The organism is Paenarthrobacter sp. CAP02 (genome assembly GCF_040137855.1).
Classification (GTDB): Bacteria; Actinomycetota; Actinomycetes; order Actinomycetales; family Micrococcaceae; genus Arthrobacter.
Genome location: NZ_JBEEII010000006.1, coordinates 38,465 through 62,958, shown reverse-complemented (window position 1 = coordinate 62,958; position 24,494 = coordinate 38,465). Strand labels below are relative to the sequence as shown.

The window sequence follows — 24,494 nt, the reverse complement described above, 5'->3', positions numbered from 1 at the left end:
GACAAAAGGACCCCGCAGCTATGCAGTACACCCACTTGGGCCGCTCCGGCCTGAAAGTTTCACGTCTCTGCCTGGGCACCATGAACTTCGGTCCGCAAACCGACGAAGCGACCGCCCACTCGATCATGGATTCCGCACTGGATTCCGGCATCAACTTCTTTGACACCGCGAATGTCTACGGCGGAGCCGAGCACCGCGGCTGGACCGAGGAAATCATTGGCCGCTGGTTCGCGAAGGGCGGCGAGCGCCGCGAACGGACCGTCCTGGCCACCAAGCTCTACGGCACCATGACGGACCGCCCCAACGAGTCCAAGTTGTCTGCACTGAACATCCGGCGGGCCCTGGATGCCAGCCTGAAACGGCTGCAGACGGACTACATTGACATCTACCAGTTCCACCACATCGACCGCGATACGCCCTGGGACGAGATCTGGCAGGCGATCGAAGTCGGGGTCCAGCAGGGCAAGATCCTCTACTCGGGCAGCAGCAACTTCGCGGGCTGGCACATCGCCCAGGCGCAAGAGGCCGCGCGTCGGCGGAACTACACCGGACTGGTCAGTGAGCAGTCCATCTACAACCTGTTCAAGCGCGAACTTGAACTGGAGGTCATCCCGGCCGCACAGCAGTATGGCCTTGGCCTGATCCCCTGGTCACCGTTGCAGGGTGGCCTGCTGGGCGGCGTGCTGAAGAAGGAAGAGCAGGGTGTGCGCCGCACGGAAGGCAGGGCCCTTGAAACCCTCAAGAAGCATGAGGACCAGATCCGCCAGTACGAGGATTTCGCGGACGAGCTCGGCCACGCGCCCGGCGACGTAGCACTGGCCTAGTTGCTCCATCAGCCGGCCGTGACGGCACCGATCGTGGGGCCCCGCACGCAGGAACAGCTGGACGCCGCCATCCGGGCACTGGATGTCACCCTGAACGAGGACGCGCTCAAGCGCCTCGATGACATCTTCCCGGGCCACCGTCCTGCCCCTGAGGACTACGCCTGGTGAGCAGCCCCCTCCCAAACAGCCTCGCAATGGCTGCGGATACGGTCGCACCGCGGAACATCCTGTTCATCGGTGGGACCGGGGTCATCAGTGCGTCGGCGGCTGAACGCGCCGTCGCGCTGGGCCACCGGCTGACCATCCTCAACAGGGGACGGTCAGCCGGGCGGCCGGTCCCTAATGGCGCTGAGGTGCTGCATGCCGACATCCGCGATTCCCAGGCTGTGCGTGAGGTACTTCAGGGGAGGGAGTTCGACGCCGTTGCGGACTTTATCTCCTACACCCCGGATCAGGCGCTTGCCGGCGTGGAGATGTTCCGCGGCCGGACGGGGCAGTACGTGTTCATCAGTTCCGCTTCGGCGTACCAGAAGCCGCCCACCACACTGCCCATCAGGGAATCGACGCCCTTGAAGAACCCGTTCTGGCAGTACGCGCGGGACAAGATCGCGTGCGAGGAAGTCCTGTTCGAGGCGTACCGCGAGCAGGACTTCCCGCTGACGGTGGTTCGGCCATCGCATACCTACGACCGGACCAAAATTGCCATGGTGGGTGGCTGGACGGATATCCACCGTATGCGTGCGGGGATGCCGGTCATGGTCCATGGTGATGGCACTTCGCTGTGGACTGTGACCCACAGCCGCGATTTCGCCAAGGCCTTCGTGGGCCTCCTTGGACGGCCACAGGCTGTTGGTGAAAGCTACACCATTACCTCGGACGAGTACCTGCCGTGGAACCAGATCTACCGCTTGTTTGCACGGGCGGCCGGGGTTCCGGAGCCCGAGTTGTTTCACGTATCCTCCGAAACCATAGCCGCCCACAGCCCGGAGCTGGGGCCCAACCTGCTGGGCGACCGCTCCCACTCCGTGGTTTTCGACAACTCCAAGATCAAGGCCCTGGTTCCGGACTACCGGGCAACAATTCCCTTCGCGGACGGTGCAGGGGAGATCGTGGCGTGGCATGATCAGCATCCTGAGCTTCAAGTGGTGAACGAGGACTACATGGAGCTCAGCGATCGGCTCCATGAGGCTCTATGAAAGGAACAGACGGCCATGACATTTGCCCCGCTCATCGAGCTCAACGACGGCAACAAGATTCCCCAACTGGGACTGGGCACGTGGCCCCTGAATGACGCACAGGTGGCGGATGCCGTTACAGAGGCTGTAACCCGCGGCTATCGCCATATCGACACCGCCGTTAAGTATGGCAACGAGAAGGGCGTGGGCAACGGCATCCGGGCCTGCGGGGTGGACCGCGGGGACCTCTTCATCACCACCAAACTGGACGGGGAATTCCAAGGTTCCGGCAAGGCCGTTGCTGGTCTGGACGGCTCGTTGGAACGCCTCGGGTTGGACTACGTGGACCTGCTCCTCATTCACTGGCCGCTCCCCCGCCGCGACGAATTCGTCTCCACGTGGAAGACCTTCGAGGAACTCCGGGCGTCCGGCAAAGCACGCTCCATCGGCGTTTCCAACTTCAAGCCCGCGCACCTGGACCGCCTTTTCCGGGAAACGGACGTGGTTCCCGCCGTTAACCAGATCCAGGTCAGCCCTTCCATTCCCCGGCCCGCCGCACGGGCTTTCAACGAACGCCACGGGATCATCACCGAGTCCTACAGTCCATTGGGGGCCAGCAGCGAGCTGTTGAACGCCCCCGTCATGGCCGCGGTTGGCGACAAGCACGGAAAGACCCCGGGCCAGATTGTGCTCCGCTGGCACGTGCAGCAGGGGCTGGTTGCCATTCCCAAGACCGCCAACCCGGAACGGATGAAGGAGAACCTGGAGGTGTTCGACTTCGAGCTGGACCAGGATGACCTCAGCAAACTGCAAACACTCGACGCCGGCCCGGACGCGGGCGTCGACTCGGACGTTCAGGGGCACTGACCATGGAAACAGCAGAAACACTCATCTGGACCGGCTCCTACACTGCCGACAGGAACGGAAACGGGAAGGGCATCACAGCCCTTTCCGCCGATGACAACGGGCAACTAACCTCGGTCGGTCTGGCCATCGAGGCAAACTCACCGTCGTTCCTTGCGCTGCACCCCACGCTCCCGGTGCTCTATGCCGTGGCGGAGGAGGGCAAGACCGTGCAGGCCTATCGCAGGACGGGCGCCGCTGAGCTGGAGGCTTTCGGGGAACCATGGCCCGCGGGCGAGGCCACGTGCCACGTCGCCGCGGATCCTCAAGGCCGTTTCATCGTGGCCACCTGTTGGGGCGACGGCCAGGTCATCCTGTACGAACTGGACGACGACGGCGCCATCACCTCGCGCACCAGTGCGGAAGCCGCCGTCGATCCCCACACCGCAGTGGCTCCGGAGCCGGGCCGGCCCAGCCGCGCCCATTCGAGCCTGATGCTTCCCGATGGCCGGGTCATGACCACGGACCTGGGACATGACCTGGTGCGCATCTGGAAGTACGCGGCGGGCGAGGGACTGGTGATCGACCACCAGGTGGTCCTGCCGGAAGGATCCGGCCCCCGGCACATGGCCCGCCACCACAGCGGCACAGTGTTCGTGGATACGGAATACTCGGTGGAAGTGGCCGCACTCCGAATGCAGCCCGATGGCACGTACGAGCTGACTGCGATGGTTCCGGCAAGCACCAACGGTGCGCAGGAGGGCGACGCGGGAGCTGAAATCGCCCTGTCTCCGGACGGCCGCTTCGCCTACGTTGGTGTCCGCGGAACCAACCGCATCTGCGTACTTGCGGTCTCCGAGGATGGCACCGAAATCGAACCCCTGGCGGACGCGCCGTGTGGTGGCGAATGGCCGCGCCACCACTTGGTCCGCGAAGGCTGGCTGTACGTCGCGAACGAAGGTTCCGACGACGTCGTGAGCTTCAGGCTCCACCCGGAAACGGGACTGCCGGGTGGCCCGGTGGGCCGGGTGGAGACGGGTTCTCCCAGCGTCCTTGTCCCGGCGGGTTAACTGACGCCGAGATGGCACTTGATGACAATCATCCGCTCAGACATTGTCATCATGTGCCATCTCGGCGAGTTTTCAGGCGGACCAGACCTCTACGTCGTCCGTCCCGCAGATGAGCTTGCGGCCCGTCGGTTCGAGGACGACCCAGAGCAACTCCTGGTGCTTGGAAACGTCGTCCACCCGACCGACCCCTGCGCCCCACGCGACATCGTAAATCCACACGGGATCACCGGCGCTGAGCTCAGACCATTCCGCCGACGGGACGTGGCGGTATTCGGCGGGCCTGTTCAGGATGGTGCTGGTCATGCCGGGACTTCAGCCGTGGATCGCCGCCGCCAAACCGTGGGCGTGCCCTGGTAGGACGGGAGAACACTGCCTTCCGCGAAAACCTGGACTGCTTCCGGGTCGGAGTCCGGGCTCCACAGGCCCGACGCCGGGCAGTGGGAACCAGTAGGCATGACGCGGGTGGCTCGTTCGCGCAGGAGGGCGATGCTCTTCATCGTTGAAACTCATCCTTGGGTAGTTCGGGGGATTTTGTGAAGCAGATCTCCTCAACCCTATGAAACTCAAGCGATGATCGTTATGGACAAATGAATAACGTTCTCCAGCGGCACAGTGCTTTTGCACAGGAACTCTGCGCGGCCCCCTGCTACTTGTAGCTCAGGCTCAGGAGCAGCGCCTTGAGTTGGGCGTACTGAGTGGTCTTCATCCAGGCCTTCGCGGCTTCGGGGGAAGCGAAAGCCGGCTGCTTCGCCGGGTCAAAGACCACGTACGCGTTCATGACCCCGTTGGGTACCTTCACCTGGTTGGTGCCCGAACTGGATTCCCCGGATTTCATCTCGGAGGCTAGACGCACATCCATGACGTAGAAGGGCGGCGAGTCCGAGGGGCCGCTGGCCTTTGGAATGCCCCCGTCCTTAACGGAGTCATAGTCAATGTTCATTATTTGGTTGACGGTAAATCCGAATTCCACCCTGTTTCCCGTTGTGTCCGGGACCCCGGGAACCACCGCCCGGTCCAAAACGGTCCGATCGACGAGGCCGGCAGTGCCATCCCCGTAGGTGCCGTTGTACACACGCGCCACTTCAGTTCCCGCCGAATCCAACACGTTCGCCATCACCGATCCGGACTTCTCAGCTTCACCAATGTACGGCCCCTGTTCCGGCCGGACACTCCAGCCCACCGGGTACGTGAAGGACAGGTGGCCGTCCGGGAAGGTGAAGGTCTGGCTGGTGGGAACCTGCACCGGCGGGACCACCGGAGCGGTCGTGGGCGCAGCAGGCACGGTGGGGGTCGGCGCCTGGGTGGTTGTGGGAGTCGGGCTTGCCGTGGGCGTTGCGGACGGCGTCGCCGTAGGAGTTGGCGTTGCGGATGGGCTGGGCGTGGGGGTCGCCTCCGTCGACGTCACCGTGTTCGCGGGCGCCGGGGTTGAAGTCACGGTCCCGAAGTTCGCGGCGACAAGCACCCCTGCGGTGACGGCGGCTGCGCCGAGCAGGAGCCCGCCGGCGATCTGGGCCTTCCGCCGCCGTCGGCTTTCCAGGGACGTGACCCCGGCCAGTGGGCTGCTGTCGCTGTACACAGTGGACCCCGACAGGATCTTGTGCAGGGCTTCTTCGCCGTTCGGTTCCGTCACTGGATCGATAGTGAGCGGGTCGATAGCTGAAATTTGGTTCTTGATCGGATCCATTGTCTTCAGACCCCCATCTTCTCTGTAGTCGGGTCGGCCCCTGCAGGCATCTGCTTCCGGAAGGCCGCGCGTGCCCGGTGGAGACGGACTTTCGCTGCCGATTCGCTGCACTGAAGCACAGCGGCGATGTCTGCGATTCCCAGATCGTCCCAGTAGGCCAGCTGCAATATGTCACGGTCCTTCTCGCGAAGGCGGTCCATCGCTTCTTGTACCGCGACGTTTTCCGAGTTGTCGCCAAACCGCTGGACCGCCGTCGTGCGCAATTTCTCCTGCAGCGCCTGCCGCCTGTCGCGGCTGCGGTACGCGTTGCCCACCAGGTTGCGGGCAATGGTCAACAAGTAGGCGAGGTCCGGGCGTGAGTCGTCCACCCATTTTTGCCACACGACGCGGAATACATCCGCTGCTATCTCCTCCGCCACATGCGACGATTCAACGCGTCGGCAAACGAACTTGTAGACGGACGGATAGCTGTCTTTGTGAATGGCGATGAATGCCAATTCGCGCTCGGAAAGCACGATTTCCCCCTGAATATAGAACCCGGACCTGCAGGATACTTGGTTAGTTTCCGGCCGGGCCGCCACGGTTACACGCGGCGGAAAAGTTTTTGCCGTGATCCCTGCGATAGTTTCGAGTCATGGTGAAAACAGGAGCGTCAGTTGAGTGGGCGCGTCAGCAGGTAGACCTCGGCCGCGTGCCACTTGCGGTTCTGGGGATCGCGTCCAGCAACGGTATTGAGGACGTCGTAGCATTCGGGTCCGACGGCGGCCGGCAAGCGACCGTCGAGGACCACTTCGCGCTGTTCTCCGTCTCAAAGCCCATCAGTGCCCTGGCCGTCATGCGCCAGGTCGAGTCGGGAAAGCTGTCGCTGGGCAACGCGCTCTCGACGGCGGTGCCGGGTTTCGGCGCCGGCCGTACCGACACCGTAACGCTGGAGCACCTGCTCAGTCACCGGTCCGGGATCACCGACCCGGAGCTCGACGACGGTGTCCCCCTCCGCGACGCCCTCACCTCGGCGGGGCAAACCTTTTACGCGGGATCCTTGGTCCAGTACTGCAACATCGCTTTCGAGGGTGCAGCAGCCATGGCCGAGTGGGCTGATGGGCGTCCGTTTGAGGAGCAGGTCCTGTCCCTGGCAGCCGACACCGGCGCAAGCGGCCTCACTTTCAGCACGGACTGCAACCCACATACGGTGCACGGAACCGAGGCGGAGGGACTGAACGCCGAGGCCATGTTCCAGCAAAGGCACCCGGGAGCGGGGCTCTTTGGAACAGCCACGGACCTGCTCAACCTCGGCACGGAGTTGCTCAGGGATTCCGGCGAGGCCGTCCAACCAGCCACCCTGGCAGCCATGCGCCGGCCTCGAACCACGGAGCTTTCACACATCACCACCCGGCCCAAACCTCTTCGCCACACCGGTCTGGGATTCCAATTGCCGGCCAACGAGTCCGAGTTGATCGCACGGGGGATCTACGGCCACCCCGGTTGGTCAGGAACGGAGTGGTGGATGTTCCCTGAGCAGGATCGCTGCGCGGTGTTCCTGACGAACGTCCTGGACACCCCGGACCTTGGCGTGGACACCACAGCGTTGTTCAACGCGGTGGCGGCTTCCTAACCCTTGCGGGCAACCCGTCCCCGCCACGCGGACACAGCCCACACCAACGCGAACAATGCCACGAGGATCAGGCCAGCGTCCCCGAGGTCCACTTCGCCGAGCCAGGAGGTCAGTGGGTCCTCCAGCCCAAACGCGGCATTCGCGAACCCGCCCAGCGTGATTACTGAGATGAACAGGGCCGACACAGCCGAGATACCTGTAATCAGGGCGTTGAAGCCCAGCTTGCGCTGCGGGTTGTTGATCGCTGATTTATACATCTTCATCATGGCCACGCCGTTGGCGGAATCGCACAGGGTCATGGCTGCGGTGAACGCAAGCGGCAGCGCCATCAAGGCGAGCGGCGATACTCCGGCGAGTGACGCCGTCGTGGTTATCACCAGCAGCCCGATGGTGGTGGCGGTATCGAAGCCCAGCCCGAACAGGAAACCGATCACATATATGTTTCGTGGCCGCTCCACCTTGGACAGTGGTTTGGCCAGGAGCCTGGCGACGAAGCCTTTGGCTTCGAGGTCTTCGTGGCGGACCTCGCCGCCGGCTTGCACGTCCCGGTACAGCTTGGTGGCGCGTAGGAACGCCGAGCCGTTGAAGAGGCCCATCGCCAGCAGAAACAGCCCCGAGACGCCGCTCCCGATCAAGCCCAGGACCTTGTTGCCTGTGGTGCCGTCCTCCATGAACTGCCCCACCAGCGTGGCTCCCGCCACCACCAGCAATCCGGCCAGCACCACCACCGAGCTATGGCCCAGGCTGAACGCGAAACCCACGCTCACGGGGTCCTTATGCTGGGCGACGAACTTCCGGGTGGAATTGTCGATCGCGGCGATATGGTCCCAGTCGTAACTGTGCTTAATGCCCGCCACGTAGGCGGTGACCACCAGACCCAGCGCCAACGGTTGGGCACCACCGGCGGCGCCGGCGAGCAGAAGAACGACGGCGGCGGCATGCAACGCGGCTACGGCACCGAAGGTGAACAGCAATCGGGTCCGCAGGGAAAGGTTCTCGCGCTCCCGGTACATGGTGGCGAACTCAGTCAGCGCGGTCATCAGTACTTCCTCAGGTTCAAAGGCGCCTGGCCGAACCAACGTTCCCGCAGAACGCTGGTGCAGGCACCCAGTAAATTGTTGAGTTCCCCAGTGCCGTTCGACAACGATCGCAGCACAAGCCCGGTGCTCCCGGCAAGGGTCTGCGTCAAGGAAACACCCGTATAGGCGTCAAAGTCACTAGCCAAGTGGCTCAGTTCGTCAGCAAGTTCCTGGCCCACCCGTGGGTCCACCACCACCAACGAGCCCAGATGACTGAAACCCTCCATGAACCCCATCCCACTGACGTCGTTTACAGGCGGGCGGATCAAAAGGTTGTCCAGCGCCAACAATGCCGGCCCGGCGTCGTCCTCGATCCAGATCTCGTTGCGCAACCGCACCTCTTCATACTTGAAGGCAGCACCGTCCGGCGACCATCCCGGTGTGACGACCTCCGCCATGACAAGGCTCGACGACGGGTGGAGACTGATGCGCGAATTCTGCCGGTAGCTCGCCTCCCGGTAGGCGATCAACTGGTCGGGCACCAGCTCCAACCGAGCGCCCTCCCCCAGCCTGATGTTCATCCGCTGCTCAGCAAAGGACCCCGGAGTCCGGTAAATCTTCGTGGCCGACTGCGTGGTCAGCAGAAGGTCGGCCCCGTCTTCCACCTCCACGTCGACAAGGAACAAATCCGCCCCCAGATACGCCCCACCCGGATTGACCATGACATAACAAACCTGCCCACTCTGATCCAGGTAATGCGCCCGAAGCACCCGCAAAGCCCCCTCATGGAACTGCCGCGCAGCAACGGACCGCCCCCCGCGCACACAAACCCCAAGCTCCAACCGTCCCCGCACAGCCCCCTCGCCCACAGCCACCCCAGCGCCGGGCCCTGGTTCCGCTCCCTGGCCTTGGTCAGCGGAGGCGGGGATAAGGGGCCGCGGCGTGGTGGGCACCGCGAAGCGGGCACGGCCCCTTATCCCCGTCGAAGCGGTGACGGTCGCTTTCACTGCGCCAGATCAAGCATCAGGACGTCGCGGCGGATCCAGTTCAGCACGCCCTCCAGGCCTTCGTCGGTCTTGAGGTTGGTGAAGCAGAACGGTTTGTTGCCGCGGAACTCCTTGGAGTCCCGTTCCATGATGGCCAGGTCCGCCCCGACGTGGGGGGCGAGGTCTGTTTTGTTGATGATGAAGAGGTCGGACTTGATCATGCCTTGCCCGGCTTTGCGGGGGATCTTCTCACCCTGGGCGACGTCGATGATGTAGATGGAGAAGTCCACGAGTTCGGGGCTGAAGGTGGCGGACAGGTTGTCGCCGCCGGACTCTACGAAGATAACCTGCAGGTCGGGGTGGCGTGCCTTCAGTTCTTCGATGGCCGCGGTGTTCATGGAGGTGTCTTCGCGGATGGCGGTGTGCGGGCATCCGCCGGTCTCGACGCCGATGATCCGGTCTTCGGGGAGGATGCCGTTGGCGGCGAGGATTTTGGCGTCTTCGATGGTGTAGATGTCGTTGGTGATGGCAGCCATGGAGATGTCGCCGCTCATGTGCCGGGTGATGCGTTCGACCAGTTGGGTTTTGCCTGCTCCGACGGGTCCGCCTACACCGATCCTGATGGGTTCTGTCATGTCTTCTGTCCTTTGCATCAGTTAGCTCATGAACATGCGGGCACGTTGCCGTTCGTGCCGCATTTGTGAAATTTCAAGTCCGGGGCTTACGGCCCCAAAGTCGTCCCAGCACAGCTGTGCTACAACGTTGATGGCGGTAGCGACGGCGTCGTGCGCGTCCCGAAGTACCCGCTGCCCGGCGTTCTGCCCGAGCGGTATGGCGCGCACCGCGTTCTGCGTCAGGGACGTGACAGTGGCAAAGAGGTAGGCTGACAGCGCCTCCTCGAAGGGTACCCCCAGCGACCGGGCAATCACCCCAAAGGCCAACGGCTGGTGCCCCGATGCGCGGCCGCCGCGGACCAACTCCCTGTAGGCCTCCAACTCCGTGGATGGGAACACCTCACCGCCGATCTCCAGCAGGCGGCCGCCCATTTTCAGGGAAGCCTCCCGCACCTCCCGGGCCAGCAACTGCCCGGACAACACGCGGTCCAACAATCCAACATCCACCCCTTCGTAAAGGAATCGGATAGCCAACCCATCGGAATAACTCAACTGCTGCCCCACAAAGGCCCGCAACCAAACGCCAAATGAGCGCTCATCACCCACAAGGCCGCGCTCAATGTAGCCCTCAAACCCCAAAGAATGGGCAAACGCCCCCGTGGGCAGCGCCGAGTCAGTCAGCTGTTGAAGAGCCAGCTGATAGCTAGTGCGAGTGCTCAGCATGGCGGAACGGCACCGGCATGACCCGCTCTTGCCTGTCGTAGGGGACGCCGACGCTCTTCACATAGTCTTCGACGGTGTGGTCATACTGGCACACCATGACTTCGGCCCCGTACTCGGACGACGCATCAAAGAACTGCGCCTGCAGATGCCGGTTGCCGAGTGAATGTGCCACCACTCCCATCTCATGGATGCTCCGGGGCGCGATCACCAGAACGTCGGTGGGCAGCACGGAGATGACAATCAGGTTGGAGTCTTCGATGGCCAGGATGTCGCCGTCGCGGAGATCGCCGCTTCCGGAGGGGAGGCGGATGCCAAGTTCCTTGCCGTGATCGGTAGTGACGCGCTGGATGCGTTTGACCAGGAGCGAGCTGGGCAGCACCACCTTTTCCTTGTGGTGGCCGGCGTAGGTGTCCAGCGGTTGTTCGTGCAGGTTGCCGAGGATTCTTTCGATGATCACGGATGTCCTAGAAGAGGAAGTAGCGCTGCGCCATGGGCAGCACGTCGGACGGCTGGGAGGTGACTTCTTCGCCGTCGACCGTCACTTGGTACGTTTCGGGGTCGACGGCGATGTCCGGGGTTTCGCCGTTGTGCTTCAGGTCCGCTTTGGTGAGGTTGCGGATCCCGGAAACGGGTTTGATGATGCGTTCCAGGCCGAGCTCGTCCGGCACGCCGGCGTCGATCGCGGCCTTGGAGAGGAACGTGATGGACGTTTGCTGGAGTGCTTTGCCGTAGGTAGCGAACATGGGCCGCATGGTGCGGGGCTGCGGGGTCGGAATGGAACCATTGGAGTCGCCCATGAGTGCATAGGCGATCTGCCCACCCTTGATGACCAGCTCTGGTTTGACGCCGAAGAAGGCCGGGTCCCACAGCACCAGGTCCGCGAACTTGCCCTCTTCCACCGATCCGATCACGTCGGCCATGCCCTGGGCGATGGCGGGGTTGATCGTGTATTTGGCGACGTAGCGCTTGAGCCGGAAATTGTCCGACTCGGCGGATCCGTGGGTGGTTCCGCTGGGGTCCTTGAGGACGCCACGCTGGCGTTTCATGGCGTCGGCTACCTGCCACGTGCGGGTCACGACTTCTCCCACCCGTCCCATGGCCTGGGAGTCGGATGAGGTGATCGCGAAAACACCGAGGTCGTGGAGCACGTCTTCGGCGGCGATCGTTTCCGCACGGATGCGGGAATCGGCGAAGGCCACGTCTTCGGGAATGTCCGGGTTGAGGTGGTGGCAGACCATGAGCATGTCCAGGTGCTCTTCGATGGTGTTCTCCGTGTACGGGAGCGTGGGGTTCGTGGAGGCCGGCAGCACGTTGGGCAATCCGGCAATCTTGATGATGTCCGGCGCATGCCCTCCCCCGGCGCCTTCGGTATGGAAAGTGTGGATGACACGGCCGTCGATTGCCGCGATGGTGTCTTCCACGAAGCCGCACTCGTTCAGGGTGTCGGTGTGGATGGCCACCTGGACGTCATATTCATCGGCCACACGCAGGGACATATCTATGGACGACGTAGTGGATCCCCAGTCCTCATGGACTTTGAGCCCGACGGCGCCTGCGCGGATCTGCTCGGCGAGGGGCTCGACGGCGGACGCGTGGCCCTTGCCGAACAGGCCGATGTTGACCGGAAGCCCCTCGACGGCCTGAAGCATCCGCGAGATGTGCCAGGCGCCGGGCGTGATGGTGGTGGCCTTGGTCCCCTCAGCCGGACCGGTGCCCCCGCCCACCATCGTCGTGATGCCGTTGCACAGGGCCGTGGGAACTTGCTCCGGGGAAATGAAGTGGATGTGGGTGTCGATGCCGCCGGCAGTGAGGATCTTCCGCTCGCCGGCGATGATCTCCGTGCTGGCACCGATCACGATGTCCACGCCGTCGGTGATCTGCGGGTTGCCGGCTTTGCCGATCTTGAAGATGTGCCCGTCCTTGAGGGCAACATCTGCCTTGTAGATGCCGGTGTAGTCCAGGACGACGACGTTGGTGATGACGGTGTCCGGGACGTCGTCCGCGCGGGTCAGTTGGCCGTTTTGGCCCATGCCATCGCGGATCACTTTGCCGCCGCCGAACACCACCTCTTCGCCGTGGACTGTGTAGTCCTTCTCGATTTCCAGGAACAGTTCAGTGTCGGCCAAACGGATGGCGTCGCCCGTCGTCGGACCGTAAAGCTCGGCATACTGCCGGCGGGGAATTTCGAAGCTCACTGGTGGTCCCTTTCCGCTGCGACGCCCGGGCGGGCTGACCCGTCAACCCCGGTTCCGCCGTCGAGCTTTCCGTTGACTGCGTTGCTGAGGCCGAAGACTTCGCGGGACCCGGCGATCTCAATCAGCTGGACAGTCTTCCTGTCGCCCGGTTCGAAGCGCGCCGCCGTGCCTGCTGGAATGTCCAGGCGGCGACCGTAGGCGGCTTTGCGGTCGAATTCCAGGGCGCTGTTCGCCTCGGCAAAGTGGTAGTGCGAACCAACTTGGACGGGCCTGTCGCCACGGTTCACGACTTCGACGGCGATTGCCTCGCGGCCGCTGTTGCACGCAATGGAGCCTGGCTGGAGCCTGTATTCACCGGGGATCATGAGGGCCGCCTATCGGATGGGGTTGTGCACGGTGACGAGTTTGGTGCCGTCAGGGAAGGTGGCCTCGATCTGGACGTCGTGGATCATTTCCGGCACGCCTTCCATCACGTCTTCCCGGCGGAGAAGGGTAGTGCCGTAGCTCATGAGCTCAGCTACGGTCTTGCCGTCCCGGGCGCCTTCGATGAGCTCGTAGCTGATGATCGCCACAGCTTCGGGATAGTTGAGCTTGAGCCCGCGTCCTTGGCGGCGCCGGGCAAGGTCGGCGGCCACTACGATCATGAGTTTCTCTTGCTCACGGGGCAAAAGATGCATCGGCTCTCCTGGAACTGGGCATGGGCTATGAAGTTGAAACCAGCCTAGGGAGCGTAGGTTTCGGTCAGGTTACCAAATGGTCTCACCCGCTGGTCGAATCCACAGGAATTGACCTCAACTTAAGTTGAGGTCCTAGCATCAGTTCCGGTGCGCGCACAAAATCCAGCGCCATCCCGGCCAGTTCCCAGAGGTGTTTGAATGAGCGGTTCCCTACCCGTGCCATCCCCGCGAGTCAGCGAGCTCTTCAAGAGTGCGTTCCGAGGCCATCCGGCAGGCGTTGCAATAGTTACGGCTACCGGACCCGACGGCGCGGTAGGCCTCACTGCATCATCGGTGGCATCGGTTGCGGTCGATCCGCCGACCCTGGCGTTCTCTGTCACCAGCGGGCGATCCGCTTCCGTCATTGCGGCAGCCCAGACGATCGTGGTGCACCTGGTAAGCGCCGACCAGTTGGACCTCGTCCGGACTTTTGCCGACCCGGCAGCTCCACGTTTCACAGAAAGCATGGACTGGGAAGTGCTGCCTACGGGTGAGCCCCTGCTCAGGGAGACCCAATGGTCGCTGCGCTGCGAAATCGTCCACCGGGCAGCCCTGGGCAGTTCCGTGCTCCTGGCCGCGGAGGTCCTGGATATCAGGTCCAATGCTTCCAGTTCCGCTCCGTTGGTCTACCACAACCGCGAATTCCACACGCTGGTCCAGGGTATTCCGGCTGTGGCCTAGTTGTTTCGCCCGCGGGCTGCCACACTCCAGGTGTCCACCACCGTTCCATTGCGGACCACGGTGACCTCATCCACCAGGTTCATGGCAAGGCACACATGGTTTGGGATGACCCGAAGCCTGGTACCCAGCGCAGGGAGTTCGGCAGAATCCGGCCACACAACCGTGGCGTGATGCTCCGAAAGTGCGGTGACCTTCGCTTCCGGATATTCAGGCAGCCGAGCGTACCCGGTGGCCCAGTCCGGGCGGTCGCTGCCCAGGATTTTGCTGCCGGCATCCACCACAACGCGTCGCACGTTTCCACCCGTGGCTTCGTGCCGACTGACGACGGTGGCGGCTACCGTCAGGGCGATTTCCTCCCATTTGCAGCGTTCCAGTTCCAGTTGCTGCGCGTCGCCGAACACGTAGACGCCGGGGCGGAGCTCCGTCGCCACCGTTTCCCCGGCGATGAGCGCCGTCGGCGTTGATCCCCCGCTGATGGTGGTCACCTCGAAGCCCGCCTCGGTCAACGCCGTCGCGGCCCGGCCCAGTGCATCGTTTTCGTTGCTCGCGGCCCCGGTGGGCATTCCCGGTTTGTAGCTGTGGCCAGGGAACGTGAACACGCCCGCCACCGTCAGGCCCGCTCCAGCAGCGGCCCGGGCTACGTCCGCTGCTTCGTCAGGGAGCACGCCGCTGCGGTGATGCCCACTGTCGATTTCAACCAGCACCTCAATCCGCCCCGCGTCCGCGCCCATCTGGCGACCCATCGCCGTCGCGCTTTCCGCAGAATCCACGCCCACAGCGATCCGGCATGAGGCCGCGAGCGCCCTCAGGCGTTCAGCGCGTGGCGCGTCCACCCAGAGCGGGTAGGCGATGAAGATGTCCTTCACCCCGTCCGCCGCGAAGACCTCGGCCTCGCCGATGGTGGCGACCGTGATCCCCTCAGCCCCGGCGGCCAACTGCTTCCGAGCGATCTCCAGGGTCTTGTGCGTCTTCACGTGCGGGCGAAGCCGCAGCCCCCGGCTGAGCATGCTCGACGCCATGCGCTCTATGTTCCGGTCAAGGACATCGACGTCGATCAGGATGGCAGGGGTAACCACTTCGGCGGGGATCACGTTCATGCCTAAAACACTAACGGCCCGCAGCGCGGACTGCCTGCCCGGCAGGTTCGACGGCGGCCGGCACGGTTCGGTGGGCCCGTCACACATCGCTCATCCCCTTGCAACGCGCCTGCAACAAAGATGCGTAAGGCTGGGGGCATACGGACGGCGACAGTTGAAGGGAGCGCACATGACTATCGCGAACAGGGACCTTTTCCAGGCGTTGAAGACGCAGGCCAGCCTGGCCCAGGCCTTCGGCGCAATGCCTGGAACTGCCGAAGAAGGCCACGCACTTAACGCAGGCGAGTACATCGAGGCCTGGCACAACGGCCGCCTCTACCACCGGGGAACCGTGGTCAAGACGGTGGCCGGAACCGAGCTCTTCTGGCTTCAGGATGAGACCGGGAGCCGACGGCTGCTGGACATGGAATCCATGGAGATCGTGACCGTTGACGAACCTGTCGGGGCAGCCACGGCGCAGGAACCGGAGCCCGGCCCGACCGCCACGGTCACACCCATCTCCGCATTTCCCATGTTCCACGACGGAACGCAGCAGATCGCCTAATTGCCTGCCCTCGCGGCACACTACGTTAGCGCAGGTGAGGGCCTCGATAGGCTGTGCCCATGTCACGCGGAACCGTCAGAGCAGCCTATGGTGCACGCGCCAAGGAGTACACCGAGCTTTTCGGGACCATCGACAACACCCATCCCGCTGATCAGGCGTTGATTGCGGCCTGGGCTCACGGGCTCGACGGCAAAGTGATCGACGCTGGGTGCGGGCCCGGGCAATGGACCCACTTCCTTCATGCCCTTAGGGTTGACGCGGAGGGAGTGGACATCGTCCCGGAATTTATCGAATCCGCCAGGCAGCACTATCCAAACACCGCATTCCGTGTGGGGTCGCTGGAACAACTTCAGGTCCCGGACCAGTCTTTGGCGGGCATCCTTGCCTGGTACTCCCTGATCCACACGAGCCCGGACGACATCCCCACCGTGTTGGCGGAGTTCGCCCGGTGCCTTGCACCCGGAGGCAGTCTCCTGCTGGGCTTCTTCGAAGGCGACGCTGTCGAAGACTTCCCGCACGCGGTGGCGCCCGCGTACTTCTGGCCCGTCGCGGAGATGGGAAAGCGCCTCGACAGAGCCGGATTCCTGGTAACCAGCTCAAACTTCAGGAAAGACCCAGACGCGCGCCCCCACGCGTCGATCATCGCCACCCGCACACCCGGTCCCGCACTGGTTCCCTGAGCACACCGTTGTCCGGCCGGACTGACGAATTACCGAGAGCTCTTGAGGCAAACAAACAGGCCGGAGACTCTACGTCTCCGGCCTGTCTTGGAGGGTGGGCCCTGTGGGGATCGAACCCACGACCCACGGATTAAAAGTCCGATGCTCTACCAACTGAGCTAAAGGCCCCTCCAGCTGTAGAAACAGCCATGAATACTGTACCCCAACGTCAAGGCAGACGAGGAACTCAAGGTGACGGGCGCCGTCGTGCGTCCAGGCAACCGTTACTCGACCCCGCCAGAGCACAGGAGTACGGTGAACTCATGAGCGAACAGCCAGAACCGCGAGCGTACGGCGGAGCAAACCGGCATCACAAGCCGAAGCCCTTCGCGCCCATCGATTTTGAACCGTTCGCTGGTGGCGCCGACCCCGCGCGGGTTTCCGAGGCTGCGCATCTCGCTGCCCAGGCGCTGGTCAAGCGCGGACGCGACAGCGACGACCCCAAAGTAACCCGCCGCTTGGTTAAGCTCGCGGACGAGCAGGGCCTCGAGGCTATCGCAGAGATGTGGGCCGAGAGCCCGGCGCGAAGCCTCCCCGGCGCGCTGTGGCGGCTCTACGCCCTTCGCGCCGCCACCATCCAAAACCCGGAGCGGATCTCCGTCTACTTCCGGGCCGGACGCGACACCGCGCAGGTTTCCAACGTCGTAGCGGGCGCCGCGGAGCCGCCTGGCGCAGACGAAATGAAGACCATGGCTGACGCCATTTTGTCCGGCGCGTTCGACGGCGAGTTCGACGTCGCGCTGGAACGTTCCGCCGCTTTCTGCCGCGTGGTGGCGCTCGGCCAGGCGACCCTCGCCGACGGCGCAGAGCACAGCAACGAAGGCCACGCCAGCAAGCTCACGCGCAATTCGCACCAGCTCGTCAAAACGGCCGAGGACCTTGAGCATGCGGCCAATGCATGGCGCCTGGGTGAGCTCGACTAGGCAGCAGCAGTGGCGAAACGTACCCACGTCGGGCTCGGACTGTCAATGTTGACTTAGCCCGCCCAACGGTGAAAACTAAAACTGGTGTCGAACCGCGAAACCCCCGGGCTTCAACATATAGCCGCTTCGAGCGGCCTACCGCCGAGAGGCGTATCCGGTTCGGCACCATTTTTATGCCCGGATGCAGAATGCCCGGGCCAGCACTTGGCCGGACCCGGGCAAACGCGCCGAACTACTTCAGGGTGACCGTGGTTTTGGCCTGTTCCTTCTTGTCGTGATCCAGCTTTCCGTCCGCCGCCGCAGGAGTCATGGTGGCCGAAATTTCAGCTTCCTTGCCGGGCGTGTAGCCGAAGTTCTCGGCGATGTTGAAGGATTCGCCCGGCTTCAATACGAACGGGTCCTTTTCCTTGAGCTTCATGCCGGAGCTGCTCAGTCCGTACTTCTTGAAGCCATCGCTGCTGGAGTCGGACGGCATGCCACCGAGGTACTTCCAGTCCGAGTACTTGGCACTGGGAGTGACCAGCGAGTGGCTCAAGGGGATGTCAGCGGATGATGTGTTGGTGACCACGTAGTTCACGTAGACGATCGGCGCACCCTTCTTGAGCAGGTTTTCCTTGGTTTCCTTGTCCAGGAACATGCTGTCCTTGGACGCTACGTCCGTGGCCACCTGGTAGATGTCGACGCTGAAGCTGTCGCCCTTCATGCTGCCAAGCTTGTCGCCCTTGTCCGTGATCGGAAGCGCCCAAGCGGCCGCCTTGTACGAGCCCGAGGACGCTGCAGCCCCGTCGGAACCCGCCGAGGCGGAGGCCGAGGAAGACGGCGACGCTGAAGCCGCCGAAGAGGGGGACGACGACGGTTCGGAACCACCCGACGTCGTGCTGGTGGCAGTAGCCCCACAGGCGGTCAAGGCGAGCAGCCCCGCCGCCACGAGGCTGGTGATCTTCACAGTGTTGTTGATGCGCACGGTTCCCCCATTGAGTGGATAAATTCATTGACGCGCCAAGTCTTGCATGGATGAAAGGGTGCGGCGATGGGGAGCTCTGCCCTTCGGGGCCGGGGCGCTCACCATGCAGGCGCGCCGGACCGGTAAAGTTGGGGACGAAACGGGCTGCGTCAAGTCAAGCCGTCCGCCGCCCTATCCGTCCCCAGCCCGGAAGCGACATGAAGCTGCGCCTTTTCCCCCAGGAACCCGCCGGACTCGCACTGCTCGCGCAGATGGCCGGTGTCATCGTGGCCGCCACCGGGACGCTCTCAGAGATCCTCGGAGCCCAGGCCAGCGAGCACCAGCGCCTCGCTGAAGAACTGCACGAGCACGAGTCCAAATCCCTGGACCTGCACTTCGCCCTCCTGACACACATGCGCACCAGCTTCGTGAATCCACTCCCCCGCGAGGACATGTACACCCTTTCCCGCCACCTCAACGAGGCAATGGAAAAGCTCGACGCCGCGGGCGACCTGGTATCCCTCTACAAGCTGGACCGGCTGCCCAAGCGCGCCGCAGACCAATTGGAAATCATCAGCCGCCAGGCCGAGCTCACCGTGGACGCCATGCGGAAGCTCGAGGACCTGGATGAGCTGGAGGACTACTGGATCGAGATCCTCCGCCTGGCCAAGCGCGCGGAACGGACCCACCGGATCTGGGTTGCCGAGATGCTCAAGGACATGAAATCGGCGCAGTACGCACGGCACCGGGACATCGCCAACCAGCTGGTGGAAGTAACCAAGGACATGCGGAAGGTCGCCACCCAGGTAGGCAGCATCATCGTCAAGGAATCCTGACGTGACCATCGTCTTCCTTGTCCTTGTGGTGGGGCTCGCCTCAGGGTTCGCGTTCCTCAACGGTTTCCGCGATGTCTCCAACGCGGTGGCCCTGTCCACCCGGACCCGCGCCCTCACGCCATCCATCGCCGTGCTTTTGGCGGCAATCTTCAACTTTGTGGGCGCCATGTTGAGCGGCACCTTCATCCTCGCCTTCACGCAATCGTGGATCACGTTGCCTGCGGGCCCCGGCGGCCTGACCATGCTCGCTTCAGCGCTGGCAGCCTCTATCTTGTGGGGAATCTACGCGTGGTGGAAGGGCGTTCCCCTGTCCTCAACGAACTCGCTGGTGGGCGGGCTGATTGGCGCCGGCAGCGCAAGCATCCTGGTGGGCGAAAGCTCGATCGGCGGGGTGGACGGCGTCGTGCTGACCCAAGTGGTCCTGCCCCTGGTGCTGTCCCCGTTGGTAGCCTTCGGGGCGGCCTACCTGCTCGTGTGGCCGGTCACCTGGGCTGCCCGCTATACGCAACCCAATGTGGTGAACAGGCGTTTCCGGCGCGCACAAGCCGTCTCCACCGCAGCAGTCGCCTTCGGCCACGGACTCCAGGACGGGCAGCGCACAGCAGCGGTCATTCTCCTGGCAATGGTGGCCGCGGGGTTGTCAGGCGGGGACAACGTGCCGCTGTGGATCCTGCTGCTCACGGCCGTCATGCTCACCGCGGGAACGATGTTGGGCGGCTGGAGGATCTCGCACACCCTGGGCCATAAGCTCATCCGGATAGATCCCCTGCGTGGATTCGTGGCCCAGACCCTCACGTCCGTCATGCTCTTCATCGGTGCGATCGGCTTCCAGCTGCCGCTCTCCACCACCCACACCTTGACGGCGTCCGTCCTCGGTTCGGGGATCAACCAGCGCTTCCACACCGTCAACCGCCGGCTGGTGCGGAGGATCCTCCTGCTGTGGGTGGCAACCCCGGTGGTGACCGCCGTCGTCGCCTTCATTCTCGAGTTGGCGTTCTCCCCCCTCGCTAAACTGCCCAACTAGGGCAAGAAAAAACGACGGCGGCCGTACCCCCAAGGCGACGGCCGCCGTCGTCATGTGCCGGCTCCCCCCATAGAAGCCGGAACCCTACCTCCCGCTTATCCGAAGCGCCCGGAGACGTAGTCTTCCGTGGCCTTCTGGGCCGGGTTGTTGAAGATGCTGGTGGTGTCAGCGAACTCGATCAGCTTGCCGGGCTTGCCGGTGCCGGCGATGTTGAAGAACGCGGTCTTGTCCGAAACGCGGGCGGCCTGCTGCATGTTGTGGGTCACGATCACCACGGTGTACTGGTCCTTGAGCTCGTTGATGAGGTCCTCAACGGCCAGTGTGGAGATGGGGTCCAGCGCGGAGCAGGGCTCGTCCATGAGGATCACCTGGGGTTCAACGGCGATGGCACGGGCGATGCAGAGGCGCTGCTGCTGGCCGCCGGAGAGGCCGGAACCGGGCTTGTCCAGGCGGTCCTTGACCTCGTTCCACAGGTTGGCGCCCACCAGGGACTTCTCCACCAGCGCATCTGCTGCGCCCTTGGAGATCTTCTTGTTGTTCAGCTTCACGCCGGCCAGCACGTTGTCGCGGATGGACATGGTGGGGAACGGGTTGGGCCGCTGGAAAACCATGCCCACCTGGGTGCGGACGGTGACCGGGTCAACACCGGGGCCGTACAGGTTGTCCCCGTCCAGCAGGACCTCGCCCTCGACGCGTGCGCCGGGAAGGACCTCGTGCATGCGGTTCAGCGTGCGAAGGAAAGTGGACTTGCCGCAACCGGACGGGCCGATGAAGGCCGTGACGGACTTGGCTTCGATGTTGATGTTGACGTCCTCAACGGCCAGGAAATTGCCGTAGTAGACATTCAGGTCTTTGACGTCGATGCGCTTAGACATGGTGTTCCTTTGTTCCTTGGGGGTTCTGGAAGTGTAAACGTGGCCTGAAGGGCCAGGCCCGGCTAGCGTCCGGTTTTCGGAGCGAAGATGCGGGCGATGAGGCGGGCTCCGAGGTTCAGGAGCATCACCAGGATGATCAGCACCAGCGCGGCGCCCCATGCACGCTGGTCCGAGGGACCAGGGTTGGACGGCGACGTCGGGTTGAGGATCTGCGTGTAAATGAACGTGGGCAGCGAGGCCATCCAACCGCCAAACACATTGTTGTTGATGGTGGTGGCAAAGCCTGCGGTCACCAGGATCGGCGCGGTCTCGCCGATAACGCGTGCGATCGCCAAGGTGACGCCCGAGGCAATACCGGAGATCGCCGTCGGAATGACCACCTTGGTGATGGTGCGCCATTTACGGACGCCCAGCGCATAGGAAGCCTCGCGAAGTTCGTTCGGGACGATCTTCAGCATTTCCTCGCTGGAACGGACCACCACCGGGATCATCAACACGGAAAGCGCGACGGCGGCTACCGCACCGGTCTTGGTGCCGGGGCCGACGATGGCGAAGAAGAACGCTGCCGCGAAGAGGCCGGCCACGATCGACGGGATGCCTGTCATGACATCCACGAAGAACGTGATGGCGCGGGCCAGCGGACGGTCGTTGCCGTATTCCACCAGGTAGATGGAGGTCAACAGGCCCACAGGCACGGAAATGACCGTGGCAAGAAGCGTGATCTGGATGGTGCCAAGCAGGGCGTGGTAGATACCGCCAAGGACGGGCGCACCGTCTTCCGCTGCTTTGTTGTCGAAGGCGCCCGTAACACCGTTCATGGAGGTGCCCAGGAAGCCGGGAGTGATGAGGCCCGGGATGCCGTTGACCAGCACGGTCCAGATCACCGAAATCAGCGGCAGGAGCGCGATCAGGAAAGCACCGACAACCAGGCAGGTCGCGAGCCGGTCCTTGGCTTTACGGGCACCTTCAACGGCTCCGCTCCAGGAAACGAGGCCCACTGCGAACAGGATCGCGGAGACCAGGCCCCAGCCGAAGGCGTTAAACCCGATCAGCGCCAGGATGGCCGCACCCACGACGAGCGCGACGGCCAGCACAATGTAGGGCGCGGACTTGGGCAGCTGGCCCTTGGTGAGCGCGGAGCGTTTACGGACTGCTGTGGCGGTCATTTAGTTGGCTCCCGAGAATTCTTTGTGCCGGGTGATGATCCAGCGGGCGATCATGTTCACGCCCAGGGTGATGACGAACAGCACCAGGCCGGCCGCGATCAGGGTGTTGACCTTGAGGCCGCTGGCTTCGGGGAAGTTCAGGGCGATCTCGGCGGCGATGGTCTGGTTGCCGGACTGGATAAGGCTGGCGGTCAGGACGCCGGAGGACAGCACCAGGGCAACGGCCATGGTCTCTCCCAGTGCGCGGCCGAGGCCCAGCATGATCGCGCTGACGATGCCCGGGCGACCGAAGGGCAGCACGGCCATCTTGATCATTTCCCAGCGGGTTGCTCCGAGTGCGAGCGCGGCTTCTTCGTGCAGCTTGGGGGTCTGCAGGAAGATTTCGCGGGACAGGGAGGTGATGATGGGGAGGACCATGACGGACAGGACGATGCCTGCGGTGAGGATGGTCTTGCCGGTAGCGGAAGCCGGACCTGCGAAGATCGGGATCCAGCCGAGGTTGTTGGCCAGCCAGTCATACGCGGGAGAGATTTCCTTGGCCAGGAAGGCCGCACCCCATGCACCGTAGACAACGGAGGGGATGGCTGCGAGGAGGTCCACCACGTAGCCGAGGCCGGAAGCGAGCCGGCGTGGGGCGTAGTGCGAGATGAACAGGGCCACGCCGATCGCTACCGGAGTGGCGATGACGAGGGCGATCACGGCGGCGATGAGCGTTCCCACCACGATCGGGGCGATGTAGGCGAAGAAGCCGTGGCCGCCCTGGATGCTCTCGGGAGGTGCGGTCAACGCAGGGATCGCCTGCACCACAAGGAACAACGCGACTCCGAAGAGAACCGCGAGAATCAGGCACCCTGCGGCCATGGCGGCCCCGGAGAAAACCTTGTCCCCGGCGCGTCCTGCGCCTTGGGAGGTTGTCAGGGAGTTGGTGGTCACTTCACGATCCTTCAGTCTGGAGTGAACTGGTCTTACATGGCTAAGTTCCCTGCCCCGGTCCGGTGCCGCGGTGGCCACCGGAGTGCGGGACAGGGAACTTCAGTGTTCAGCCGGGTTCAGCAAACCCGCCGGGAAACCTTAGGCCTTGGCCTTGATGGTTTCGATAGCGGCCTTGGCCTTGTCCTGCAGCGTCTTGGAGAGCGGTGCGGACTTCGCGGCGTCAGCTGCGGTCTTCTGTCCTTCGTCGGAAACGACGTAGGTTTCGAAGGCCTTGACCAGGTCGGCAACAGCCTTGGTCTCGTAGGTGGTGCAGACAACGTGGTACGAAACGAGGACTACGGGGTAGGCGCCCGCTGCGGTGGTCTTGCGGTCCAGCTTGATGGCGACGTCGTTGGCGGCGCGGCCGTCAACGGGCTTGCCGGCTTCGACAGCCTTGGCGGCAGCGTCCGCGGAGATCTTGACGAACTCTTCGCCAACCTTGATGGAAGCGGTACCGAGCTTGCCGGAAACAGCGGAGTCGTCAGCGTAGGTCACGGCACCGGGGGTGTCGGTGACGGTCTTGACGACGCCGGAGGTGCCCTTGGCGTTTTCCCCCTTCAGGGATGCGGGCCAGACGCCGGCAGCCTTGTCGGTCCAGACCTCGGGAGCTGCAGCTGCCAGGTAGTCGGTGAAGTTGCTGGTGGTGCCGGAGTCGTCAGAGCGGTTGACCGGGGTGACCTTGAGGTCCGGGAGCGTAACGCCTGCGTTGAGGGCGGCGATTGCGGGGTCGTTCCAGTTGGCGATTTCGCCGCGGAAGAGTTTGGCGACCGTAGCGGCGTCGAGCTTCAGTTCCTTGACGTTGGGAATGTTGAAGGCGACGGCGATCGGGGAGATGTAGACGGGGAGGTTGATGGCACCCTCGGGGCCGCACTTGGCCTTGGAGGCAGCAAGCTCGTCGTCCTTCAGGTAGGCGTCCGAGCCGGCGAACTGTGCCGAGCCGTCGATGATCGCCTTGCGGCCTGCGCCGGAGCCGTCCGGGGAGTACTGCACGGTGGCGCCCTGGTTTGCGGTGGCGAAGCCGGCCTTCCAGGCATCCATGGCTGCGCCGGTGGAGGAGGCGCCAATGCCGGTCAGGGTGCCGGTGACCTTGGTTCCGGAGGCTGCCGACTGGGTGCCGGCCGGAGTGCCCGTTGCGTTGTCTGAACCGCAAGCAGTGAGCGCGAGAGCGCCGGCTGCGATGACCGCGATTGCCGCGTTGCGGCCGAAGTGAGTTGCCTTCACTTGGATGTGCCCCTTCCAGGGATTCTTCGATG

The 24,494-nt window shown here is 63.7% G+C and carries 29 protein-coding genes, 1 tRNA gene and 1 pseudogene; 12 read left to right on the top strand and 19 right to left on the bottom strand.

Translation table 11 applies throughout. The features are described 5' to 3' along the window. Window positions 1-20: 20 nt before the first annotated feature. The 4 genes and pseudogenes from ABHM97_RS11900 (at window position 21) to ABHM97_RS11885 (ending at window position 3,912) form a co-directional block, all read left to right on the top strand. A pseudogene (locus ABHM97_RS11900) lies at window positions 21-992 on the top strand (aldo/keto reductase). Window positions 993-1,018: 26 nt separating this feature from the next. Next, window positions 1,019-2,020: an NAD-dependent epimerase/dehydratase family protein gene (locus tag ABHM97_RS11895; RefSeq protein WP_349471080.1), complete on the top strand. Its 1,002-nt coding sequence runs from the start codon at window positions 1,019-1,021 to the stop codon at window positions 2,018-2,020. Between the two features lie 15 nt (window positions 2,021-2,035). Beyond that, entirely contained in the window at window positions 2,036-2,866 is an 831-nt protein-coding gene (locus tag ABHM97_RS11890; RefSeq protein WP_349470812.1) for an aldo/keto reductase, read from the top strand. 2 nt (window positions 2,867-2,868) lie between these two features. Then, window positions 2,869-3,912, top strand: a complete 1,044-nt coding sequence (locus tag ABHM97_RS11885) for a lactonase family protein (RefSeq protein ID WP_349470811.1) — start codon at window positions 2,869-2,871, stop codon at window positions 3,910-3,912. 72 nt (window positions 3,913-3,984) lie between these two features. On the opposite strand, the gene ABHM97_RS11880 is transcribed toward ABHM97_RS11885, so the two are convergent. The 4 genes from ABHM97_RS11880 to ABHM97_RS11865 form a co-directional block, all read right to left on the bottom strand. Next, on the bottom strand, window positions 3,985-4,215 hold the full coding sequence (locus tag ABHM97_RS11880) for a hypothetical protein (RefSeq protein ID WP_235520312.1): 231 nt from the start codon (window positions 4,213-4,215) through the stop codon (window positions 3,985-3,987). Then, entirely contained in the window at window positions 4,212-4,409 is a 198-nt protein-coding gene (locus ABHM97_RS11875) for a hypothetical protein (protein WP_235520313.1), read from the bottom strand. The genes ABHM97_RS11880 and ABHM97_RS11875 overlap by 4 nt, the downstream gene beginning before the upstream one ends. Window positions 4,410-4,558: 149 nt before the next feature. Beyond that, entirely contained in the window at window positions 4,559-5,542 is a 984-nt protein-coding gene (locus ABHM97_RS11870) for a hypothetical protein (RefSeq protein WP_349470810.1), read from the bottom strand. 59 nt (window positions 5,543-5,601) lie between these two features. Next, window positions 5,602-6,111: an RNA polymerase sigma factor gene (locus ABHM97_RS11865; protein ID WP_257370286.1), complete on the bottom strand. Its 510-nt coding sequence runs from the start codon at window positions 6,109-6,111 to the stop codon at window positions 5,602-5,604. A 119-nt stretch (window positions 6,112-6,230) separates the two neighbouring features. Between ABHM97_RS11865 and ABHM97_RS11860 the strand changes: the two genes are divergently transcribed. Further along, window positions 6,231-7,208 (top strand): serine hydrolase domain-containing protein, encoded by a 978-nt coding sequence (locus ABHM97_RS11860; protein WP_349470809.1) that lies wholly within the window; start codon window positions 6,231-6,233, stop codon window positions 7,206-7,208. Here ABHM97_RS11860 and ABHM97_RS11855 read toward each other — a convergent pair. From ABHM97_RS11855 to ABHM97_RS11820, 8 genes are all read right to left on the bottom strand, one after another. Continuing rightward, the gene (locus ABHM97_RS11855) at window positions 7,205-8,248 is read right to left on the bottom strand and encodes a HoxN/HupN/NixA family nickel/cobalt transporter (RefSeq protein WP_349470808.1); all 1,044 of its coding nucleotides are present in this window, start codon (window positions 8,246-8,248) and stop codon (window positions 7,205-7,207) included. The two genes, ABHM97_RS11860 and ABHM97_RS11855, sit on opposite strands and share 4 nt — an antisense overlap. Continuing rightward, entirely contained in the window at window positions 8,248-9,096 is an 849-nt protein-coding gene (locus ABHM97_RS11850) for an urease accessory protein UreD (RefSeq protein WP_349471079.1), read from the bottom strand. Before ABHM97_RS11850 ends, ABHM97_RS11855 begins: the two co-directional genes overlap by 1 nt. Before the next feature lie 134 nt (window positions 9,097-9,230). Then, entirely contained in the window at window positions 9,231-9,848 is a 618-nt protein-coding gene (ureG, locus tag ABHM97_RS11845) for an urease accessory protein UreG (RefSeq protein ID WP_349470807.1), read from the bottom strand. Window positions 9,849-9,869: 21 nt separating this feature from the next. Then, window positions 9,870-10,550, bottom strand: coding sequence for an urease accessory protein UreF (locus ABHM97_RS11840; RefSeq protein ID WP_349470806.1), 681 nt, complete (start codon window positions 10,548-10,550; stop codon window positions 9,870-9,872). After that, entirely contained in the window at window positions 10,531-11,007 is a 477-nt protein-coding gene (gene ureE, locus ABHM97_RS11835; RefSeq protein WP_349470805.1) for an urease accessory protein UreE, read from the bottom strand. The genes ABHM97_RS11840 and ureE overlap by 20 nt, the downstream gene beginning before the upstream one ends. Before the next feature lie 7 nt (window positions 11,008-11,014). Next, entirely contained in the window at window positions 11,015-12,745 is a 1,731-nt protein-coding gene (gene ureC / locus ABHM97_RS11830; protein ID WP_349470803.1) for an urease subunit alpha, read from the bottom strand. Next, on the bottom strand, window positions 12,742-13,110 hold the full coding sequence (locus ABHM97_RS11825; RefSeq protein WP_349470802.1) for an urease subunit beta: 369 nt from the start codon (window positions 13,108-13,110) through the stop codon (window positions 12,742-12,744). The genes ureC and ABHM97_RS11825 overlap by 4 nt, the downstream gene beginning before the upstream one ends. A 9-nt stretch (window positions 13,111-13,119) precedes the next feature. Then, the gene (locus ABHM97_RS11820; RefSeq protein WP_235520323.1) at window positions 13,120-13,422 is read right to left on the bottom strand and encodes an urease subunit gamma; all 303 of its coding nucleotides are present in this window, start codon (window positions 13,420-13,422) and stop codon (window positions 13,120-13,122) included. 198 nt (window positions 13,423-13,620) lie between these two features. Here ABHM97_RS11820 and ABHM97_RS11815 point away from each other — a divergent pair, with 198 nt between their 5' ends. Next, window positions 13,621-14,142, top strand: a complete 522-nt coding sequence (locus ABHM97_RS11815) for a flavin reductase family protein (protein WP_349470801.1) — start codon at window positions 13,621-13,623, stop codon at window positions 14,140-14,142. Here the strand turns inward: ABHM97_RS11815 and ABHM97_RS11810 are convergent. Continuing rightward, window positions 14,139-15,239, bottom strand: a complete 1,101-nt coding sequence (locus ABHM97_RS11810; RefSeq protein ID WP_235520325.1) for a D-TA family PLP-dependent enzyme — start codon at window positions 15,237-15,239, stop codon at window positions 14,139-14,141. The genes ABHM97_RS11815 and ABHM97_RS11810 overlap by 4 nt on opposite strands. 169 nt (window positions 15,240-15,408) lie before the next feature. On the opposite strand from ABHM97_RS11810, the gene ABHM97_RS11805 reads away from it, so the two are divergent. Then, window positions 15,409-15,783 carry a hypothetical protein gene (locus ABHM97_RS11805; protein WP_349470799.1) on the top strand — a complete coding sequence of 125 codons (375 nt, stop codon included), beginning with the start codon at window positions 15,409-15,411 and terminating at the stop codon, window positions 15,781-15,783. Between the two features lie 59 nt (window positions 15,784-15,842). After that, window positions 15,843-16,463 (top strand): class I SAM-dependent methyltransferase, encoded by a 621-nt coding sequence (locus ABHM97_RS11800; RefSeq protein ID WP_349470798.1) that lies wholly within the window; start codon window positions 15,843-15,845, stop codon window positions 16,461-16,463. A gap of 95 nt (window positions 16,464-16,558) precedes the next feature. Here the strand turns inward: ABHM97_RS11800 and ABHM97_RS11795 are convergent. Continuing rightward, window positions 16,559-16,631 (bottom strand) — tRNA-Lys (locus tag ABHM97_RS11795). A gap of 134 nt (window positions 16,632-16,765) precedes the next feature. Here ABHM97_RS11795 and ABHM97_RS11790 point away from each other — a divergent pair. Further along, entirely contained in the window at window positions 16,766-17,425 is a 660-nt protein-coding gene (locus tag ABHM97_RS11790) for a hypothetical protein (RefSeq protein WP_235520328.1), read from the top strand. Between the two features lie 232 nt (window positions 17,426-17,657). Here ABHM97_RS11790 and ABHM97_RS11785 read toward each other — a convergent pair whose 3' ends face one another. After that, a complete protein-coding gene (locus ABHM97_RS11785) occupies window positions 17,658-18,128 on the bottom strand; it encodes a hypothetical protein (RefSeq protein ID WP_235520329.1) in 471 nt (156 codons plus the stop codon). Between ABHM97_RS11785 and ABHM97_RS11780 the strand changes: the two genes are divergently transcribed. The 3 genes from ABHM97_RS11780 (at window position 18,127) to ABHM97_RS11770 (ending at window position 20,228) form a co-directional block, all read left to right on the top strand. Beyond that, a complete protein-coding gene (locus tag ABHM97_RS11780; protein ID WP_349470796.1) occupies window positions 18,127-18,411 on the top strand; it encodes a hypothetical protein in 285 nt (94 codons plus the stop codon). The genes ABHM97_RS11785 and ABHM97_RS11780 overlap by 2 nt on opposite strands. A 175-nt stretch (window positions 18,412-18,586) precedes the next feature. Further along, entirely contained in the window at window positions 18,587-19,204 is a 618-nt protein-coding gene (locus ABHM97_RS11775) for a DUF47 domain-containing protein (RefSeq protein WP_235520331.1), read from the top strand. A 1-nt stretch (window position 19,205) separates the two neighbouring features. Next, a complete protein-coding gene (locus ABHM97_RS11770) occupies window positions 19,206-20,228 on the top strand; it encodes an inorganic phosphate transporter (protein ID WP_349470794.1) in 1,023 nt (340 codons plus the stop codon). A 95-nt stretch (window positions 20,229-20,323) separates the two neighbouring features. Here the strand turns inward: ABHM97_RS11770 and pstB are convergent, their stop codons facing one another. The 4 genes from pstB to pstS form a co-directional block, all read right to left on the bottom strand. Beyond that, window positions 20,324-21,103, bottom strand: a complete 780-nt coding sequence (gene pstB / locus ABHM97_RS11765; protein WP_235520333.1) for a phosphate ABC transporter ATP-binding protein PstB — start codon at window positions 21,101-21,103, stop codon at window positions 20,324-20,326. Window positions 21,104-21,165: 62 nt separating this feature from the next. After that, window positions 21,166-22,269 (bottom strand): phosphate ABC transporter permease PstA, encoded by a 1,104-nt coding sequence (pstA, locus tag ABHM97_RS11760; RefSeq protein ID WP_257370302.1) that lies wholly within the window; start codon window positions 22,267-22,269, stop codon window positions 21,166-21,168. Next, window positions 22,270-23,202 (bottom strand): phosphate ABC transporter permease subunit PstC, encoded by a 933-nt coding sequence (pstC, locus tag ABHM97_RS11755; protein WP_235520335.1) that lies wholly within the window; start codon window positions 23,200-23,202, stop codon window positions 22,270-22,272. It abuts the gene before it with no gap. Window positions 23,203-23,340: 138 nt separating this feature from the next. Next, window positions 23,341-24,462: a phosphate ABC transporter substrate-binding protein PstS gene (pstS, locus tag ABHM97_RS11750; protein ID WP_235520336.1), complete on the bottom strand. Its 1,122-nt coding sequence runs from the start codon at window positions 24,460-24,462 to the stop codon at window positions 23,341-23,343. Window positions 24,463-24,494 lie beyond the last annotated feature (32 nt).

Bases quoted from the DNA above. Each gene is read 5' to 3' on its own strand.
- ABHM97_RS11895 (WP_349471080.1), top strand. From the start codon at position 1,019: ATGGCTGCGGATACGGTCGCACCGCGGAACATCCTGTTCATCGGTGGG.
- ABHM97_RS11890 (WP_349470812.1), top strand. From the start codon at position 2,036: ATGACATTTGCCCCGCTCATCGAGCTCAACGACGGCAACAAGATTCCC.
- ABHM97_RS11885 (WP_349470811.1), top strand. From the start codon at position 2,869: ATGGAAACAGCAGAAACACTCATCTGGACCGGCTCCTACACTGCCGAC.
- ABHM97_RS11880 (WP_235520312.1), bottom strand. From the start codon at position 4,215: ATGACCAGCACCATCCTGAACAGGCCCGCCGAATACCGCCACGTCCCG.
- ABHM97_RS11875 (WP_235520313.1), bottom strand. From the start codon at position 4,409: ATGAAGAGCATCGCCCTCCTGCGCGAACGAGCCACCCGCGTCATGCCT.
- ABHM97_RS11860 (WP_349470809.1), top strand. From the start codon at position 6,231: ATGGTGAAAACAGGAGCGTCAGTTGAGTGGGCGCGTCAGCAGGTAGAC.
- ABHM97_RS11855 (WP_349470808.1), bottom strand. From the start codon at position 8,248: ATGACCGCGCTGACTGAGTTCGCCACCATGTACCGGGAGCGCGAGAAC.
- ureG (WP_349470807.1), bottom strand. From the start codon at position 9,848: ATGACAGAACCCATCAGGATCGGTGTAGGCGGACCCGTCGGAGCAGGC.
- ABHM97_RS11840 (WP_349470806.1), bottom strand. From the start codon at position 10,550: ATGCTGAGCACTCGCACTAGCTATCAGCTGGCTCTTCAACAGCTGACT.
- ABHM97_RS11825 (WP_349470802.1), bottom strand. From the start codon at position 13,110: ATGATCCCCGGTGAATACAGGCTCCAGCCAGGCTCCATTGCGTGCAAC.
- ABHM97_RS11820 (WP_235520323.1), bottom strand. From the start codon at position 13,422: ATGCATCTTTTGCCCCGTGAGCAAGAGAAACTCATGATCGTAGTGGCC.
- ABHM97_RS11815 (WP_349470801.1), top strand. From the start codon at position 13,621: ATGAGCGGTTCCCTACCCGTGCCATCCCCGCGAGTCAGCGAGCTCTTC.
- ABHM97_RS11810 (WP_235520325.1), bottom strand. From the start codon at position 15,239: ATGAACGTGATCCCCGCCGAAGTGGTTACCCCTGCCATCCTGATCGAC.
- ABHM97_RS11805 (WP_349470799.1), top strand. From the start codon at position 15,409: ATGACTATCGCGAACAGGGACCTTTTCCAGGCGTTGAAGACGCAGGCC.
- ABHM97_RS11800 (WP_349470798.1), top strand. From the start codon at position 15,843: ATGTCACGCGGAACCGTCAGAGCAGCCTATGGTGCACGCGCCAAGGAG.
- ABHM97_RS11790 (WP_235520328.1), top strand. From the start codon at position 16,766: ATGAGCGAACAGCCAGAACCGCGAGCGTACGGCGGAGCAAACCGGCAT.
- ABHM97_RS11780 (WP_349470796.1), top strand. From the start codon at position 18,127: ATGCTGCCAAGCTTGTCGCCCTTGTCCGTGATCGGAAGCGCCCAAGCG.
- ABHM97_RS11785 (WP_235520329.1), bottom strand. From the start codon at position 18,128: ATGAAGGGCGACAGCTTCAGCGTCGACATCTACCAGGTGGCCACGGAC.
- ABHM97_RS11775 (WP_235520331.1), top strand. From the start codon at position 18,587: ATGAAGCTGCGCCTTTTCCCCCAGGAACCCGCCGGACTCGCACTGCTC.
- pstB (WP_235520333.1), bottom strand. From the start codon at position 21,103: ATGTCTAAGCGCATCGACGTCAAAGACCTGAATGTCTACTACGGCAAT.
- pstA (WP_257370302.1), bottom strand. From the start codon at position 22,269: ATGACCGCCACAGCAGTCCGTAAACGCTCCGCGCTCACCAAGGGCCAG.